Below are 16,767 nucleotides of genomic sequence, written 5' to 3' on the forward strand. Positions count from 1 at the left end.
CCATCAGCTAACGATAAGTACTGCAACTCTCGTTCGGGACTTGCACCCTATAGATATAGAACATGCCTGACACACACAAAAAAGCGGAGACCGTATTGCTACGATCTCCGCTGAGACAAGGTTTATCTATTCTACTTACTGTCCTCCGTACATATTGAATGCGGCAAGGTGTTTCTGGAAAATAGCTTCATATTTCTTCGCAGCGTCTTCCTGCTTCGCTTCACGGCATTCCTGCACTATAGTTTGCATAATATACAGATACAGATTGCTGTCGCGGCGTTTGGTTGTTCCATTATCTTTGGCCCATGTCAGCACCTCGTCGGCACGGGTAGCCATAGTCTCTGCGATTTCAAGCGCTTTTTTATTCTCACCCAAATCAAACAATATACCTATGAAATTAGCCGAGAAGTTATCGTAAGGAATACTCTTATCCGGCATGGTTGACAGCGAACGTTCTACAGCTTTCTTCGCTTCGTCTTTTCTTCCATCTGCGATCAACTGACCTGCCAGACGAAGGAATGCGATACGTGCAGTAGCTACCGGAGATCCAAGGTAAGTATTGTCGTAATACGTATTTGGGTTATCCAGCTCTCTCCACTCCATTTTTGTCATCATGTTTTTGTACATGACATCAGAATTCACATAACCATCCTGCGCACCGGGTACACGTACAGGCAACAAACGGTATGCATAACCTTCCAACTGCATGTATTCTTTCATGCTCAGATAGCTTGATCCCCCCAAAGTTGACGAGAAGTAGATCGGACGTTTCCAATCGTTACTTGCTATAATATCCAGCATGATCAGATCTGATTTATACAAATCACCTTTTCCTATTGTCCAGCTGATAGAGTCAGTTACGAAAGGCACCAGATCACTCTTAATGATATTCATCTTTTTCACCGCTTCCGCATCAACCGGCAGGAATAAAACCGATGATGGCAGAATTGAGGTCATGTCACCACTCGTCAACGGTACCTGAATCGCCTTGTTTTCTGTTTTAACAAGACTCATATACTCCTTCAGGTTGATTCCACCTTTTACGCTTGGAATCTCGTAAAAAGGAACAATGTCGTTCTTACCAAATGCGTAATTGTTCTTATCCAAAGATATTGGTAATGCCTCAGACAGATAAGTCTTACGTTTCATCTGATCAATATACCAGTCGGTACCCAGCAAGCTCAGATTACAAACACGTACATCGGTACGGAAGCCTTCCACTTCCTGCACATACCACAATGGGAATGTATCGTTATCACCACCTGTAAAAAGGATTGCATTCGGTGCACACGAATTCAAAAGGTTTTTCGCAAAATCAACAGAATGGAATCTGTGCGCACGGTTGTGGTTATCCCAACCTTTGGCACCCATTAACCCTGGAACAATTAAACAGATCGCAGTAGCCACACCTGCACGGACAGGGCCATCTTTTATGAATTTACCTATGGCATCTGCAATAGCAATTACCCCAAACCCGATCCAGATACAGAAAATATAAAACGACCCAACATAAATATAGTCACGTTCTCTTGGCTCAACCGGTGGAGAATTAAGATATATCACCAGCGCAAGACCAGTCAGCAGAAATAAAAGCCCGAGGATAAGCAGATCTTTTTTCTGACGATAGTAAGCTACTACAATTCCCAAAAGCCCCAGTATAAACGGAAGCATGAAGTAGTTGTCATGTGCTTTGTTATTGGCAATGATTGATGGATATTTCTTGGCTGCATCCCACGGCAACAGGTTGCCGGCACCTTCCTCATCACTCTCACGACCAACAAAATTCCAAAGGAAATAACGCCAGTACATATGCCCGATCTGGTGCGAGAACATGAACGACAAATTATGTCCCATTGTAGGCTTTTGTCCTTCTGCCAAGCCTGTCATTTGCTGGTACAGCTGAGGATGCCCACCTTGTGTGCTGTACATACGAGGTAAAAGCATACTTGCACCTGGTTCGTATTCATACTCAGGACGGTAATCGTAGATCACATATTTCCCATCCTGTTTGCGGTACATAGGCGCACCACGTTTCTGGCTCACCGGACGAGATACAAAAGATGGTCCAAATAATAGCGGACGGCTACCGTATTGCTCTCTTTTAAGGTATGATACAAAGCTCAATACATCATTAGGATTGTTTTCGTTGATCGGAGGATTGTACTCAGCACGAACAAGAACCATCAGATAACTTGCGTAACCCACCAAAACGAAAGCCAGTGAGAGAAGACCAGTATTCAGAAGAACTTTATTTTTCTGTTGAGAATAACGGATACCCCAGATAAGTGCTCCAAGGAACAAAACGATGAAGAATATCACACCCGATTTGTAAGGCATTCCCAGTGAGTTCACGAAGAAGATCTCAAACTTTCCTGCCATACTTGGGAGTCCGGGAATGATTCCGCTGTTGATAATTCCCAATACAACCAGACCGCATACAAACGAAATGATACCGCCAAATACAGTTGGTTTAGGGTATTTCTTGAAATAATATACCAAAGCAAGTGCCGGTATCGTAACCAGGTTAAGCAAATGGACTCCGATTGAAATACCTACCAGATATGCGATAAAAATCAGATAACGGTTTTCCGCCGCAGGATCTTCAATACGCTCCCATTTGAAAACAGCCCAAATCACGATAGCCGTAAAGAACGAAGACATCCCGTAAACCTCAGCTTCTACCGCCGAAAACCAGAATGAATCCGACCATGTGTAGGCCAGCGATCCTATGATACCAGATCCTAACAATAGAATGATATCGCCCTGTGTGAGGTCCTTATCAGCTTTTCCGATCAACTTTCTGGCCAGAAGTGTTATGGTCCAGAATAAGAACAGAATGGTAAATGCCGAACTCATTACAGAAACCATATTCACCCAATAGGCTACATTGGTGAGATCACCAAATGCAAAAAGGGCGAAAAGACGACCTATCAGCAGAAAGAAAGGAGCACCCGGAGGGTGAGGAACCTGCAACTTGAATGCACAGGCAATAAATTCGCCGCAATCCCAAAAACTGGCCGTCCTTTCGACGGTGAGTGTGTAAGTAATGAGCGCAATGGCGAAAACAATCCAACCCGTAAGGTTGTTGGCACGATTGAAACGGGTCATTAGTTAGAATCTAAAATGTAAAATTTGAATAGCAAATGAACACAAACTGATGCGCCCTACATGGCCGCGATTATAATGATCGGGTCAAAATTAGCAAAATAACCTCAACCGCAAGGTTTCGCCGGTCTTAAAAAGTGTTAAAGCGAGAAGTTAGCCCCCGGTCTGCACGCGCCTTCGCGGGCTGAACGGAAAAGCAGCAGGTTAAGAAGAAGGTAAAGAGAGTCAGAAGAAGTGAATGTAGTTACCTCGGGTCTGCACGCTTTTTGCGGGCTGAACGGAAAAGCCGCAGATTAAAGAGAAGATAAAGCGAGTCAGAAGAAGTTAAAGTAGTTACCTCCGGTCTATACGCCGAAAGGCGGGCTGAACGGGAATTAAAAGTAGAGAAGTTAGAGTAGGTAATGAAAATGAATAAAAAAGCTGAGGAGTTAAGAGATGTTTAAAGGAGCTAACTATCCGTTCAGACCACTGTAGCGTTCAGACCGGAATTGACGCCAAATGCAGCGTCCTAACTCCTCTAACTTCCTAACTCCTCTACTCCTTACTTATAAAATATCCACTTCGCTAATTCCTTGTAAGTAACTTTTTTGCCGTACATCAGAATACCAACGCGGTAAATACGGGAAGCCAGCCATATTGTTCCGGCAAACCCGAGCACAAGCAGAACCATTGACAGTGCAATCTCCCAGGCAGGTACACCAAAAGGTATCCTGACCATCATAATAATCGGGGATGTAAAAGGTATCATGGATGTCCAGAAAGCCAGACTTCCGTCTGGATCACGAAGGACGAACTGGGCAAAAACAAAAGAGAAAATGATAGGCAAAGTTATAGGCAACATAAACTGTTGTGTATCCGCATCATTATCAACCGCCGCCCCCACTGCACCAAAAAGGGCACTGTACAGCAGATATCCGCCCAGATAATAGAACAGGAAACAAGAAAGAATCAAAGGGATATTCAGACTACTGATAGCTCCCATCACTTCTGCAACCGGATTCTGTACATTACCACCCGGCATTCCGTTGGCAGGCATGTTTTTTTGCTGCATTTCTGTCACAGCTTTCGCTTCTGTAGCTATTTTATCACTCATAACATTGGTGGCTACCGAGGATAAAGACGTTGTGAGAAGAATCCACAGAACAAATTGTGTGAGCCCTACAAGAGCCACGCCGATAATCTTACCCATCATCAGCTGATAAGGTTTTACAGAAGAAATTATCACCTCTACAATCCTGTTCGTCTTCTCTTCAGTAATTCCGCGCATCACCTGCGTTCCGTATATAAAGACGGACATATAGATCAGAAAAGCACAGATGCCACCAATGACCGTTGCCGCACCGGAACTACTTGTTTTCTCTCCTTCTGCGCTCAGACTGATCGTTTCAGACTTGACATTCACACGGGAATCTTCCAGAATTTTATGTGTGATACCAGCTTCAGAAAGTTTAATTTCTTCAATCTGTTTTTCGATTACGTCTTCAATTCCCGATTTCAGCTCCATGCTCACATTTTTGGCAGCATAAATCCGTACACTTTTAGGCTCTTTGATGACATTTTTAGGAATATACACCAGCGCATTCGCACCGCTTTTCTGGAATTCCTTCTTGGCAGAATCAATCTGAGAAGACAAGTAGTCGAATTTCAGCGATTCTGAATCTTTAAACTGATTGGTGAACATATTGCTTTCGTCCACCACCTGCACAGTTTTCAGCTCTACCGAGCCTATCGCGATCCAGATTACAGCGGCATAAAACGCAGCAAACAGTAAAGGTCCCAGTATCGTCATAATCAGAAACGACTTCTTTTTGACCCGCACCAGATATTCTCGTCTGATAACCAGAAATATATTACGCATTAGCTAGTTTTGTTAATGTTTAATTCGATATAAAATATTGTTTGTTGAGTTGAAATGACCATTAACCTTCAGGCACTTCATTGACAGCCCTCATAAAAATATCACTCATTGTCGGGATATTCTCACCAAATGAACGAATCTCAACCTGATTTAAAAGGTTACCCAGCAATTGATTTGGCGTTGCGCCTAATGGCAAATGGATATTGGTTCGCCTGAAACCACCTTCCAGCTCTTTACTATTCTCTAATGTATATCTGTCCGGATTTATTGCCAACTCTCCTTTATACTCTACAAAGTACGTGTTGGTTTTGAATTGCTCTTTGATATCCCTTTTGGCACCATCCAAAACCTTATGCGATTTGTGAATAAGAGCAATATTATCGCACAATTCCTCCACGGTTTCCATACGGTGCGTAGAGAATATAATCGTGCTTCCTTTTTGTTTCAACTCCAGAATCTCATCACGGATCAGGTTGGCATTAATCGGATCGAATCCGGAAAACGGCTCATCGAGGATTATCAGATCAGGTTCGTGAAGAACAGTTGATACGAATTGTACCTTTTGCTGCATCCCCTTAGAAAGGTCGGATACCGTTTTGTCCCACCAGGTTTTAATATCGAACTTGATAAACCACACTTTAAGTTTATCCATCGCTTCCTTTTGCGACAAACCTTTCAGCTGTGCAAGATAGAGAAGCTGTTCTCCTACTTTCATCTTTTTATACAAACCACGCTCTTCCGGCAGATAACCAATTCTTGATATATGACCGGCATGAAGCGGCTGACCATCGAAAAGAATTTGCCCCGCATCAGGACCTGTGATCTGATTGATAATCCGGATGAGTGATGTTTTCCCTGCGCCATTCGGGCCGAGTAATCCAAAAATGCAACCTTTTGGAATATTAACACTCACATCGTCCAATGCTTTGTGAGTTGCATACTCTTTGGTTACATGTTGTACTTCAATAATGTTCATATCGATAGTTTAAAGGAACTAAGATTTGGGAGAAATAAGGCTGAATCGGCTCTGATCGGATCGCCATTATTCAAAGATGCAAACTATCGACGCTTTCTCAAAAGTAAGTATTACGAACACCCCGTTTTAAATGACTAATGGCCTCAAATAAAAAACGAGCGGGTCATCCGCTCGTTCAATTAATATTCTTTTACCTTCTTCTAAATGCTGTTAGTCTTCGGGATATGGCACATATACAAACCCTGAAAAATCACCCAGCAGCGCAAACAGGCAGCAGTATTCATCAGCATTTTTATAATTCTCTTTAAATGCTTCAATAGACTCTTCTCCGATCAGCTTTCTGTCTACAAATTCCTGCATATAGGAGGCTTTATAGCTGTACCGGTTCGAGAGTTCCTCTGCACCAATCAGTAAAAGTCCTAATTCAACTTCCGTATACGCCAGTACAAAAATCGGGTAATCCGAAAAACCACGCTTGCGTATCTGATAAGATGCTTCTTTTAGCTGATCCGAAATCTTTACAAAATCCTCCGAAATCAACCCCATGATCTGCCTGTTAATCTCCGGAGAGTTGGCATCGTCCATCATGGCATTTTCATTGCTGTTACTAATCATTTTTAGCGGTTAGCTATTAGCAGCCAGCTTTTAGCTGCGATGTTATAATTATGATTCTTAAAATCTATCTAAAGTACTGAGCTAGCAGCTTATGGCTTAATAGCTAAACGCTGCCTACATTCTCGCTGCCAGCAGCAACGTCAGATCCTTATATCTCATATTGAAACTGCGGGCAATGTGTGAATTGGTCAATGTCCCTTTGTGACAATAAACCCCTTTCATAAACCAACGGTTCGCGTAAATCATTTCTTCTATTCCGCCAATCGTTCCTGTCTGAAGTAAAAACGGAAGAAACACATTGCTCAATGCCGTGCTGGCTGTGTGTGCTACACGGGAAGGAATGTTGGGTACGCAGTAATGAATTACATCATTGTGTTTGAATATCGGATTCTTGTGCGTCGTCATTTTAGAGGTTTCGAAAGAACCTCCCTGATCGATACTTACATCAATCACTACCGAGCCTGGCTTCATTTGCTCCACCATTTCCCTGGTAACCACCAGCGGGCTCAGTCCGTTTTCTGCGCGCATGGTACCGATCACTACATCCGCACGACTAATCGCTTCGCCCAGTGTATCAGAGTCAATAATGGAAGTATAAAGATTCTGTCCGATGGCATATTTGAGTCTTTGCAGCCGGTACACATGTTTATCGAAAACTTTGACATCCGCACCCATGCTAATCGCAGCCCTGGTTGCATATTCGGAAACCGTTCCGGCTCCCAGAATCACAATTTTGGTTGGCGGTACACCTGTAATACCTCCCAAAATAATACCACGACCGCCATTTGGTGTTGAAAGGTATTCCGCAGCAATAAGCAAAACCGTACTACCTGCAATCTCGCCCATAGCCCTGATAATAGGCTTCCCCCCTACTTTGTCTTCAATCAACTCATAGCCAATTCCGGTAATTTTGGCCTGATTCAGTTTTTCAAAATAACTCTTTTCAAGTGCCGGCAAATTGAGAACTGAAATTAGTGTCGTTCCTGGCTTAATGTATCCGAACTCCTCATCCACCAAAGGTTCAACTTTCAGTATAAGATTAGCCTTATACACTTCCTCCGGACTATTTACAATTCTGGCACCTGCTTCGCTGTATTCATGATCCGATAAATTTGCACCTACACCGGCATCCTTTTCAACCCATACTTCATGCCCGTTACGCACCAGAATACTAACAGCATCCGGTGTAAGTGCAATACGGTTTTCCTGTAAGGACACCTCCCTCGGCAAACCTATCAACAGAGAGTTCTGATCCTTGCGGACGGCCAGTAATGACTCCTGAGGATAAAGCTCTGTTTGTTTTGCGAGATCTTTAAATCCGTGTATCTGAGGTTGCGCCATTTTTTGTCTTGCTATTCAATAATGTTTGTTGAATTCCTTCCCGAAGGCTAGTCAGGCATTGCCAATTTCAGTAATTGTAAGTACCCTTCCTCCATCATCTTCTACTATCAGATTGAGCAGCATATATCGCTCCGGCCACAAAGATGTGATCTGCGAAGGCCACTCCACAAAACAGAAAGATCCTGAATCGAAGTACTCCTCCAAGCCGATATCCCACGCTTCAGACTCATCTTTAATCCGATAAAAATCAAAGTGATATACGATGTTTTTCTGCTCACCAATGTATTCATTCACCAATGAGAAAGTAGGACTGTGTACGGAAGAGACAACCCCGAGCTTGTGACACAATGCCCGTATCAGGGTTGTCTTGCCAGCCCCCATCTGCCCCTCAAATAACCATACAGGCACCTCTTGACCCAGCTCCAGTATCTCTTCGGATATATTTCCCAGCTCTTCGAGCTCTTTGAAACGAAGGACGTTAGTTATTCCACTCATGCGACAAAAATACCACTTTTTAGCATCTGAATGTATAGGCAGACCTGTACAAATACAAAGTTGCAGTGTCTGTTACCATGTATATCATTCAACTAACGGACCGTCGACAGCTACTTTTTTATCCTTTTCCTACAAATTCAACAATTACTGCTCAAACCCTCCACTCCTTTCGCATCTCTCTTCCGAGAAGTTTGGCCGCGTCCTTATCTTTTTCAATTTCCTCTTTTACAGGGTTCCATTTCAGTGATCGCCCCAGCTGATAGGCAATATTCCCCAGATTACATACAGACGATGTTCTGTGCCCGGTTTCAACATCACAAATGGGCGGTTTTCTTTTTCTGATCGCTTCGAGAAAATCTGTATAATGGTTGTCACTTATGTAAACCCCGTGCACACCATCAGAGAATATTTTGTCTTTCAGCGAAGCATCAGGCATTGTACGGATTTCGCCCCTCGCTACCCAGACTTCGCCGTCCGTTCCCACAAAATGACAATGTTGCTTACTGTCCTGAACCGGACGATGAATTACTTCAACGCCATTGGCATATTTATAAATCAGACCTTTCCCAGGCTCTGAATATACTATCTCCGATGGCCCGCTCTGGTCCATGCCCAGCCCCCACTGTGCTATATCAAACATGTGTGCGCCCCAATCTGTCATACCACCACCACCAAAATCACGATAGTCCCGCCACTTAGGCCAAAACGTAGCTTGCATATCAGGGGCAAGCACATTGTTAAAAGGCCTGCTGGTATTAGGCCCCATCCATAAATCCCAGTTCAATCCATCCGGCAAAGTCTCTTCCTGCAAATCCCAGATTTTGGGTGGTCCGCCGACATTCACATATACCTTTTTCACTTCTCCTATTGCTCCGCTCCTGACCAGTTGTACTGCCTGTCTGAATTCCTTCGCTGACCGCTGCATACTGCCCGTCTGGAAGACGCGGTTATGTTTATGTGTTGCATTCACCATCGCCCTGCCTTCTTTAACCGTCAGCGCGAGCGGTTTTTCGCAATAAATATCCTTCCCTGCTTCAGCAGCTTTCACCGCCATAGCTGCATGCCAGTGATCGGGAGAAGCAATCACAACGGCATCAATATCTTTTCGGGATAACAATTCTCTGAAGTCTTCAATACCTACGGCGGAAGTATAGGCATCTTTACCGGCTTTCTCAGCGTACCATTTATTAGTAGCATCTACAAAATGCTGTTGTTTGACTTTATAAACATCCGAAGCGGCTACTATCTGTGCCTGTGAAGTTCCCAGAAAGCGATTACGCAAACCTCCGCTTTGGCGGCCACACCCGATAAACCCAAGATTAATTTTGTCGCTTGGCGGCATATAGCCCTTACCTCCCAGCACATGGCGGGGAACAATAAAAAATGAGGCTACAACCGCGGAGGCTTTGATAAAATCCCGTCTTTTCAATTTCTGAGAAGATTCCATAAGCTTGTTTAGGGGTTCATTTTCTATGAATAATATAAAGTGAAGGAAGTTGTTTTCTACTTAGTCAATCCGGTGCCTGTCAAGTAAATAATCCGCTACATAATCCTTTATTCTCGTAAAAACCGGCTTGTATCCTGTGATCCCAAACTTTGACAAGTATCTTTGAATTTCCCGACAGCACAAGGGAACAAGTATTACAATGAACAGGGATAATAGTATTCTTTACTTCCAAAGCACTGAAAAAAGCAACGGTATTTAATATCGTGCAGGAAAACCAAGGCGGGTAAGCTCAAAAAAAGTCGTCATTTAAATATAATAATCGCTGGTATCATGACATCCGAACCCATTTCAAGGAGAAACTTTTTGATGAATACTGTTGCCGCTGGCAGCCTCTTACCATTTTTACCTTTGCCCACTATCGGTAAGGAAACCTCGTCAGATATGAAATTTCCCAAGATCCATATTTTCTCCAAACACCTTCAATTCCTGAATTACAAGGATATGTCGGAGGTAGCCAAGGAGCTTGGGTTTGACGGTATAGATCTTACAATCCGCCCCAAAGGACATGTGCTGCCCGAAAGAGTAGAGGATGATTTGCCGCTTGCTGTTGAGGCGATGAAAAAGGTCGGTATACAGCCTTCTCTTTTTTGTACTGCTGTGGAAGATGCCGCGAATCCTGTTGACAAGAAATTACTCGAAACAGCAGCGAAACAGGGTTTCAAATATTACCGCATGAACTGGTACCGCTATCCTAATCCGCAATCAATTCCGGCAGCACTAAATGAATATACAGAAAAAGTCGCAGGCCTGAGCCAATTGAATAAACAACTTGACATTACCGGTTGCTACCAGAACCATGCGGGAAGAATGGTTGGCGCTTCTCTGTTTGAGGTGTGGCAGATATTGCAAAAAGCCGATCCTAAGTTTATGGGAACACAATATGATATCCGTCACGCAACGGTAGAAGGCGGCCTTTCATGGCAAACCGGATTGAATCTGATTCAGCCACATATTAAAACCATCGTACTTAAAGACACTACCTGGGAGAATAAAAACGGAAAATGTACGATCCACAATGTTCCGTTGGGGCAAGGAATGGTGGATTTTGACACCTACTTCAAATTTATCAAACAAAACAAAATTGAAGTACCTGTGTGCCTCCATCTGGAATATCCTCTGGGTGGTGCCGACCAGGGCGCTGATAAAATCACAGTTGACAAAAAAGTAGTTTTTGACGCCATGAAACGCGACCTGGCGAAAGCGAAGGAGCTCTGGGAAAAGGCGTAGCATGAAACTGTTTTCCTAATATTATTTAAAATCAGATCTTATACTCTTAATTATCATTTCATATTATGTCATCAAAAGTTCTTAATGTGGGTTTGATCGGCTTCGGACTTTCGGGACGGTATTTCCATTCACCGTTCCTGAGTACCAATCCAAATTTCAAACTCAAAACGGTAGTAGAGCGCAGCAAAAACGAAGCGCAGGAATTTGACCCGGAAATAGAAAATGCCCGGTCGACCGATGAGTTACTAAGCGACCCGGACATCGACCTGGTTTTTATATGTACACCGAACGATACGCATTTTTCGTATGCCATGGACGCATTGGAAAATGGTAAACACGTTGTGATTGAAAAGCCATTCTCTGCTACTGCTGAGGAAGGCAAACAACTGGTGGCTTTGGCCAAAGAAAAAGGTTTGATTCTGACTGCCTACCAAAACCGCCGTTGGGACTCTGATTTTCTAACCATCAAGAAAATTATAGAAGAAGGCAAAATAGGAGACGTCGTAGAATACGAATGCCGCTACGACCGCTTTCGCCCGGTAGTACCAACGGAATCATGGAAAGAAAAAGCGGTACCTGTAGGAGGAAATCTCTATAACTTAGGCCCTCACCTGCTTGACCAGGCGCTGGTTCTTTTTGGCGAACCCAATACCGTCACTGCCGACATTCGCTCTGTACGTCCGGGAAGTGAGATTGACGATTACTTCGATATCCGCCTTGGGTATGACGACAAACTGGTGATCGTAAAATCAAGTCTGATGGTGTACGAGAATTTCAACAGGTATAACCTTCATGGCACCAAAGGCTCATTCATCAAAGGCGGGCTTGATCCTCAGGAAGAAACGCTGCGTCAGAATGTGCTGCCCACAGAGCAGACACTGGGCCGCGAACCGGAAAACCGGTGGGGAAAATTATACAGTGAGGACTTTACCGGTATCATTGAAAGTGAGATCGGCGATTACGCTCCGTTCTACCAGAATGTATATGATGCTATCGTAAATGGAGCAGAGCTGGCAGTGAAACCGGAGGAGATTCTGAGAACCTGTCGGGTTATTGACCTTGCTTTTGAAAGTAGCAACAAAAAGGCAGTGATGGCGTATTAATCGTTCAAAATCTTCAACTGCGACGGCAGGTTATGGAAACTATTTCCAGGCCTGCCGTTTTTTCGTATATAGTTTCACGTAATGAGTATAAACGTTTAATTAAAGCATATAACATTTCCAATTTCACACAGAAATATTACCTCCAATACGATATTAAATTAATCCTATATACGTAAATTTGCTGCGCAATTCCGGCTATAATACTGCCACCGAAGAATTGCATCACCAATTATATCCAACAAGAATTTCCGGAGCTCTGATGCTCCACCAGTATCTGTAAACACTTCATCAATATGAAAATTAAAGCATTAGTGCTTGGTGGTCTTATGGCCTTCCAGTCTGTCAGTAGTTACTCACAGATAATCAATCCCAATCCTGCGCATAACAATAAAGGTAAAATATTTGTCTCATGGGGATGGAACCGCGGCGCATATACCAAATCAAATATCAGTTTTAAAGGAGAAGAGTATGACTTCAAACTGAAAAATGTGATAGCTAAAGATCGCCAGTCTCCCTTTACCGGCGCTTATTTCAATCCTTTGAAAATAACAATTCCTCAGTACAACTTCAGAATAGGATATTTCTTCAATCCCAAATACAGCATTTCATTTGGTTTCGATCATATGAAGTATGTTATGAAGCAAAATCAGACTGTGAAGATCAGCGGAAAAATAGCTCCCGGTGCGAACGCAAATCACGAAGGCATTTATGACAACGATGAGATACAGCTTACCGAAGATTTCCTGCAGTTCGAACATACTGATGGCTTGAATTACCTCAATCTTGAATTAAGAAGAATGGACAACATTCTGGATCAAAAAATACTGAGGGTCAAGAATATTGATGTCAATTTTATTGAGGGAATCGGAGCAGGTGTGATGTTCCCAAAATCAAATGTGCAGCTGATGAACTATGAGCGAAACGACCAATGGCATGTGGCGGGCTACGGAGTAAACCTGATCGCCGGGCTTAACGTGACATTTTTCAAACACTTCTTTGTACAAGGCGAGGTGAAAGGCGGATACATAAATATGCCGGACATTCTGACTACCAATTTTAAAGGTGATCGTGCTTCTCAACATTTCTTCTTTGCACAGGCAAATGCCAATATGGGTGTAAGCTTTAAATTCTAAAACAGAATCTCCGGATCATCAAGGCGTCATAGAAATCCATCTGTGGCGCCTTCATAGTTTACAGACGATTGTAGTCAGCAAGAAATTATTTACGAGGCGTTTCTATCTTCTACTGATTACTATTTACCCAGGAAGCACTGCTACTCCAATTTTACCGGATACACATACTTTAATTCCAAGTACCCCCTATCCATACCACAAATGAATAGAAGCCCTCGCAGCAGACAAATATCCATACTGATTGCTTATAGTACTCTAAAAGTAATATTCACAACTCCATGAAACGGCTGTAAAATAGAAACGGGTCAGAAAGTTGATGAACTTTCTGACCCGTTTCCTATAATATAGCTGACAGAGTCAGTAACGAACCGTGTTGTTATTTAACTACCGCTGTAACCAGACGTTTTGTTTCAGTTGCGATAGAGAATGGCTTAGCAGTAATATCTCCACCGTTGTTAACTACAAAGCTGTAGTTTCCGTCAAGAAGATTCGAAAGATCGAAAATCTTAGTGTACTTTTCAGACTGAGGAATAGTAGAGCTATATACTACAGATCCGTCACCATCCTTAATTACTACAGAAGATCTTTCTTTAACGTTTTCAAGTGTCAGTTTGAATTTCAGGTCGCTTGAAGAAACTAATTCGATAGCAGCTGAATTGTTAGCTACTTTATCACCAGCTACTGAAAGGTTTGCAGCAGATACTCCCACCAAAACTGCAACGGATAAGATTAATTTTTTCATAATATTTCTAATTTTTTAAAGTCGTTTTTTTTAGTAAACCAAATTGTACTTTTCAGATAATCCAAAATTGCACTTAAAGTTTATTTTCGCTTCAGGGTTATTTTTTGCTATTCCCGATTTGATGATTCAAAGGTACTACCAAACGTTTATAAATGTCAATAGCAGCGAGTTAGTTTACAAAAAGTTCTTTTTCCAGTTATCTATAAATATTAAAATAATCCTATGTTTGGCGCAAAAGTGCAATAAATAACTTCAAATTTACCTGCAACATAAAGACACAGAAAAGAAAACATCGTTGTACTTTTCAAATAAATACCATCATTCGAAGGAATTTGTTCAAAGAATGGCTTTCACCACGGAAAAGTAATAGTGAACTAAATTTATAGATTATATCAAAAAGGTGATATTTTTGATAAACAACAGAAAGCTAATAGGCTGGATATAAGTTTATTTTACACATATACTCGTGTTCCTTCCCATAAAAAATGGAAATGATACACTAAACAGACAGAACCAAATACCAGGAAAAGTACAACAGAAGAGAGCTTTACACCTATTTCTTGCTTTTGTCTAAATTCCCCGGGCAAAAGCAGGATGAATGTCCGTGTTAAGAATAGATCAAAATTGAGTAGAAAAGAGATAAAATAAGTAAAGTATAACTTTTTAAATTGATCTATTTCAAGATTTTTTAATACTTTTGACCAAACAACGTATGACACTTGGAGACAACTTCTACCCCTAACGACGACAAGCTCCTTTGGCAGGCTTTCAGGCTTGGCGATGAAGTTGCATTTACCTCATTATATCAAAGACATGTAAGAGTTTTATACTCATACGGAAAAAAACTCCTTCCCGACGACGATGCAGTTGAAGACCTGATTCAGGATCTGTTTATAGATCTATGGCAAAACAGAGAGCGGTTATCAGATATCGACTCGCCAAGATTTTATCTCTACCGGGCACTCCGCAGGCGGATTTACAAAGCGCTGCCTGCCAACCACCCTACCGCACATAATTGGGAAACTATGCCCGACGATTTGCTGCCGGTTACTCTTCCTGAAGAATTCTACATCATGGAAGCTGAAAGCACCCGCAAGCAAAAGCAGGATCTGACGCATTGGCTTAAGGCACTACCTGTAAGACAGTATGAAGTACTTATGCTTCGTTATTATGAAGATTTCAGCTATCAGGAAATCGCTGAAATACTGTCTATTCATGAACAATCTGTCCGAAATCTGATACAACGCGCTGTACTCAAGCTGCGCCAACTTTCTCTTCACAATATCCTTCTCGCAATTTTTTTAAATTTTTTTCTGTAAAAGTGAGTTAAATCCGATTTAACCTTCCTCTTACCTATAATACGTGTCTAATTTAAACACGAAATTATACCATTATGTCGTACGCAGACTTTGAGCTGGAAGATTTCCTGGAGGACAGCTACTTCAAAGAGTGGGTCAGCAATCCTTGTCATGAGTCTGTTCAATTCTGGAACAACTTCCTTCTCTGCTACCCCGAGAAAGCTGAGGTTGTAGCTGCAGCGAAAGGAGTTCTGCTGTCTGTTTCTGCTGAAGTGGGCGACGGATTTCCTCATCATGACCAGGTAGCGCTGATGTGGAAGAAAATCAGTTATGGTACATCTTCACAGCCGAAAAATCAACGGGCACTTTGGATACGGCTATCCGGAATAGCAGCAAGTTTGTTATTTATTATTCTTGCTGCTGGTTGGCTCATGCGTGTCGAGAATAAAAAACCGCAATTTACTTACACTACCCTGGTTTCCGATTCCCCCGACCAATTGATAGAGAAACAGAACCTTACAGACAAACCCATTATTATTGAATTACCTGATCACAGCAAAATCACTCTGGAGCCGGCTAGTACAATCAGCTATCCAAATGATTTCATGGAAAAAGAAACAAGAGAGGTTTATCTTTTAGGAAAAGCATTTTTTCAGATCGAACGAAACCCTGAACGCCCTTTTTTCGTATATGCCAACGAGCTGGTTACCAAAGTACTCGGAACAAGTTTTACTGTGAAGGCATTTGAAAACGATCAGCAAATGGAAGTGGTAGTAAAAACCGGGAGAGTATCTGTTTTCACCAGAAATAGTGAAACAGATTTGAACGCGCCGCAAAATGAAACCATACTCACCCCTAATCATCGCGTGCTTTATTCCAGGAAAGAAGAAATCATGAAAAAGTATCTGGTAGATGCGCCTGAGATTATTGTTTGTGCCGCCGTAACACCAGCTATTTCTGATTTTGAAGATGCTCCTGTCACTGACATTTTGAAGAATATTGAACAGTCTTATGGGATCGCCATTCAATACGATGAGCACCTGTTGAAGAATTGCCTGCTTACGGCGTCATTTACACAAGAATCACTATATGATAAAGTAGAGCTGATCTGCAAAGGAATTGAAGCAGAATTTGCCATTGTGAATGCACAAATTGTGATCACAGGCCGGGGATGCAACTAAATATTAAAACAAACCTAACAATCCGTTCATCTTAACCCACAATACCATGAATTCATAGTAACCTGCAAAAAAAGGCCAGCGATGTTTGCACCATCACCAGCCTTCTCATTTCTCCTCATCCTTTATTAAGTACACCTGCTTGCAACGGGTGGAGGAATCGTTTTGTCCCATTTTTTCCATGTTTAA

General features: G+C 42.3%; 13 protein-coding genes. 5 read left to right on the plus strand and 8 right to left on the minus strand.

Annotation, left to right across the window (positions count from 1 at the left end; translation table 11 throughout):
* Positions 1–135: 135 nt before the first annotated feature.
* The 7 genes from DSL64_RS25940 to DSL64_RS25970 form a co-directional block, all read right to left on the minus strand.
* Entirely contained in the window at positions 136–3,108 is a 2,973-nt protein-coding gene (locus DSL64_RS25940) for a glycosyltransferase family 117 protein (protein WP_115833876.1), read from the minus strand.
* A gap of 538 nt (positions 3,109–3,646) precedes the next feature.
* On the minus strand, positions 3,647–4,963 hold the full coding sequence (locus DSL64_RS25945; protein WP_115833877.1) for an ABC transporter permease: 1,317 nt from the start codon (positions 4,961–4,963) through the stop codon (positions 3,647–3,649).
* 61 nt (positions 4,964–5,024) lie between these two features.
* Positions 5,025–5,939, minus strand: a complete 915-nt coding sequence (locus DSL64_RS25950) for an ABC transporter ATP-binding protein (protein ID WP_115833878.1) — start codon at positions 5,937–5,939, stop codon at positions 5,025–5,027.
* Between the two features lie 210 nt (positions 5,940–6,149).
* Positions 6,150–6,554, minus strand: a complete 405-nt coding sequence (locus DSL64_RS25955; protein ID WP_115833879.1) for a hypothetical protein — start codon at positions 6,552–6,554, stop codon at positions 6,150–6,152.
* 114 nt (positions 6,555–6,668) lie between these two features.
* A complete protein-coding gene (locus DSL64_RS25960; protein WP_115833880.1) occupies positions 6,669–7,895 on the minus strand; it encodes an alanine dehydrogenase in 1,227 nt (408 codons plus the stop codon).
* A 51-nt stretch (positions 7,896–7,946) separates the two neighbouring features.
* Positions 7,947–8,390: a tRNA (adenosine(37)-N6)-threonylcarbamoyltransferase complex ATPase subunit type 1 TsaE gene (gene tsaE / locus DSL64_RS25965; protein WP_115833881.1), complete on the minus strand. Its 444-nt coding sequence runs from the start codon at positions 8,388–8,390 to the stop codon at positions 7,947–7,949.
* A 151-nt stretch (positions 8,391–8,541) separates the two neighbouring features.
* Positions 8,542–9,837 carry a Gfo/Idh/MocA family protein gene (locus tag DSL64_RS25970; protein ID WP_115833882.1) on the minus strand — a complete coding sequence of 432 codons (1,296 nt, stop codon included), beginning with the start codon at positions 9,835–9,837 and terminating at the stop codon, positions 8,542–8,544.
* Between the two features lie 441 nt (positions 9,838–10,278).
* On the opposite strand from DSL64_RS25970, the gene DSL64_RS25975 reads away from it, so the two are divergent.
* The 3 genes from DSL64_RS25975 to DSL64_RS25985 all read left to right on the plus strand — a co-directional run bounded on the left by DSL64_RS25975 (position 10,279) and on the right by DSL64_RS25985 (position 13,360).
* Entirely contained in the window at positions 10,279–11,124 is an 846-nt protein-coding gene (locus tag DSL64_RS25975) for a sugar phosphate isomerase/epimerase family protein (protein WP_229217232.1), read from the plus strand.
* A gap of 65 nt (positions 11,125–11,189) precedes the next feature.
* On the plus strand, positions 11,190–12,227 hold the full coding sequence (locus DSL64_RS25980) for a Gfo/Idh/MocA family oxidoreductase (RefSeq protein ID WP_115833883.1): 1,038 nt from the start codon (positions 11,190–11,192) through the stop codon (positions 12,225–12,227).
* A gap of 293 nt (positions 12,228–12,520) precedes the next feature.
* Entirely contained in the window at positions 12,521–13,360 is an 840-nt protein-coding gene (locus DSL64_RS25985; RefSeq protein WP_199539509.1) for a hypothetical protein, read from the plus strand.
* Between the two features lie 376 nt (positions 13,361–13,736).
* Here DSL64_RS25985 and DSL64_RS25990 read toward each other — a convergent pair whose 3' ends face one another.
* On the minus strand, positions 13,737–14,102 hold the full coding sequence (locus tag DSL64_RS25990) for a T9SS type A sorting domain-containing protein (RefSeq protein ID WP_115833884.1): 366 nt from the start codon (positions 14,100–14,102) through the stop codon (positions 13,737–13,739).
* Positions 14,103–14,821: 719 nt separating this feature from the next.
* On the opposite strand from DSL64_RS25990, the gene DSL64_RS25995 reads away from it, so the two are divergent.
* Positions 14,822–15,421, plus strand: a complete 600-nt coding sequence (locus DSL64_RS25995; protein ID WP_115833885.1) for an RNA polymerase sigma factor — start codon at positions 14,822–14,824, stop codon at positions 15,419–15,421.
* A gap of 74 nt (positions 15,422–15,495) precedes the next feature.
* Positions 15,496–16,581 carry a FecR family protein gene (locus tag DSL64_RS26000; protein ID WP_115833886.1) on the plus strand — a complete coding sequence of 362 codons (1,086 nt, stop codon included), beginning with the start codon at positions 15,496–15,498 and terminating at the stop codon, positions 16,579–16,581.
* Positions 16,582–16,767 lie beyond the last annotated feature (186 nt).

It is taken from the genome of Dyadobacter luteus (assembly GCF_003383615.1).
Lineage (GTDB): Bacteria > Bacteroidota > Bacteroidia > Cytophagales > Spirosomataceae > Dyadobacter > Dyadobacter luteus.

Bases quoted from the DNA above. Each gene is read 5' to 3' on its own strand.
- DSL64_RS25940 (WP_115833876.1), bottom strand. From the start codon at position 3,108: ATGACCCGTTTCAATCGTGCCAACAACCTTACGGGTTGGATTGTTTTC.
- DSL64_RS25945 (WP_115833877.1), bottom strand. From the start codon at position 4,963: ATGCGTAATATATTTCTGGTTATCAGACGAGAATATCTGGTGCGGGTC.
- DSL64_RS25950 (WP_115833878.1), bottom strand. From the start codon at position 5,939: ATGAACATTATTGAAGTACAACATGTAACCAAAGAGTATGCAACTCAC.
- DSL64_RS25955 (WP_115833879.1), bottom strand. From the start codon at position 6,554: ATGATTAGTAACAGCAATGAAAATGCCATGATGGACGATGCCAACTCT.
- DSL64_RS25960 (WP_115833880.1), bottom strand. From the start codon at position 7,895: ATGGCGCAACCTCAGATACACGGATTTAAAGATCTCGCAAAACAAACA.
- tsaE (WP_115833881.1), bottom strand. From the start codon at position 8,390: ATGAGTGGAATAACTAACGTCCTTCGTTTCAAAGAGCTCGAAGAGCTG.
- DSL64_RS25970 (WP_115833882.1), bottom strand. From the start codon at position 9,837: ATGGAATCTTCTCAGAAATTGAAAAGACGGGATTTTATCAAAGCCTCC.
- DSL64_RS25975 (WP_229217232.1), top strand. From the start codon at position 10,279: ATGAAATTTCCCAAGATCCATATTTTCTCCAAACACCTTCAATTCCTG.
- DSL64_RS25980 (WP_115833883.1), top strand. From the start codon at position 11,190: ATGTCATCAAAAGTTCTTAATGTGGGTTTGATCGGCTTCGGACTTTCG.
- DSL64_RS25985 (WP_199539509.1), top strand. From the start codon at position 12,521: ATGAAAATTAAAGCATTAGTGCTTGGTGGTCTTATGGCCTTCCAGTCT.
- DSL64_RS25990 (WP_115833884.1), bottom strand. From the start codon at position 14,102: ATGAAAAAATTAATCTTATCCGTTGCAGTTTTGGTGGGAGTATCTGCT.
- DSL64_RS26000 (WP_115833886.1), top strand. From the start codon at position 15,496: ATGTCGTACGCAGACTTTGAGCTGGAAGATTTCCTGGAGGACAGCTAC.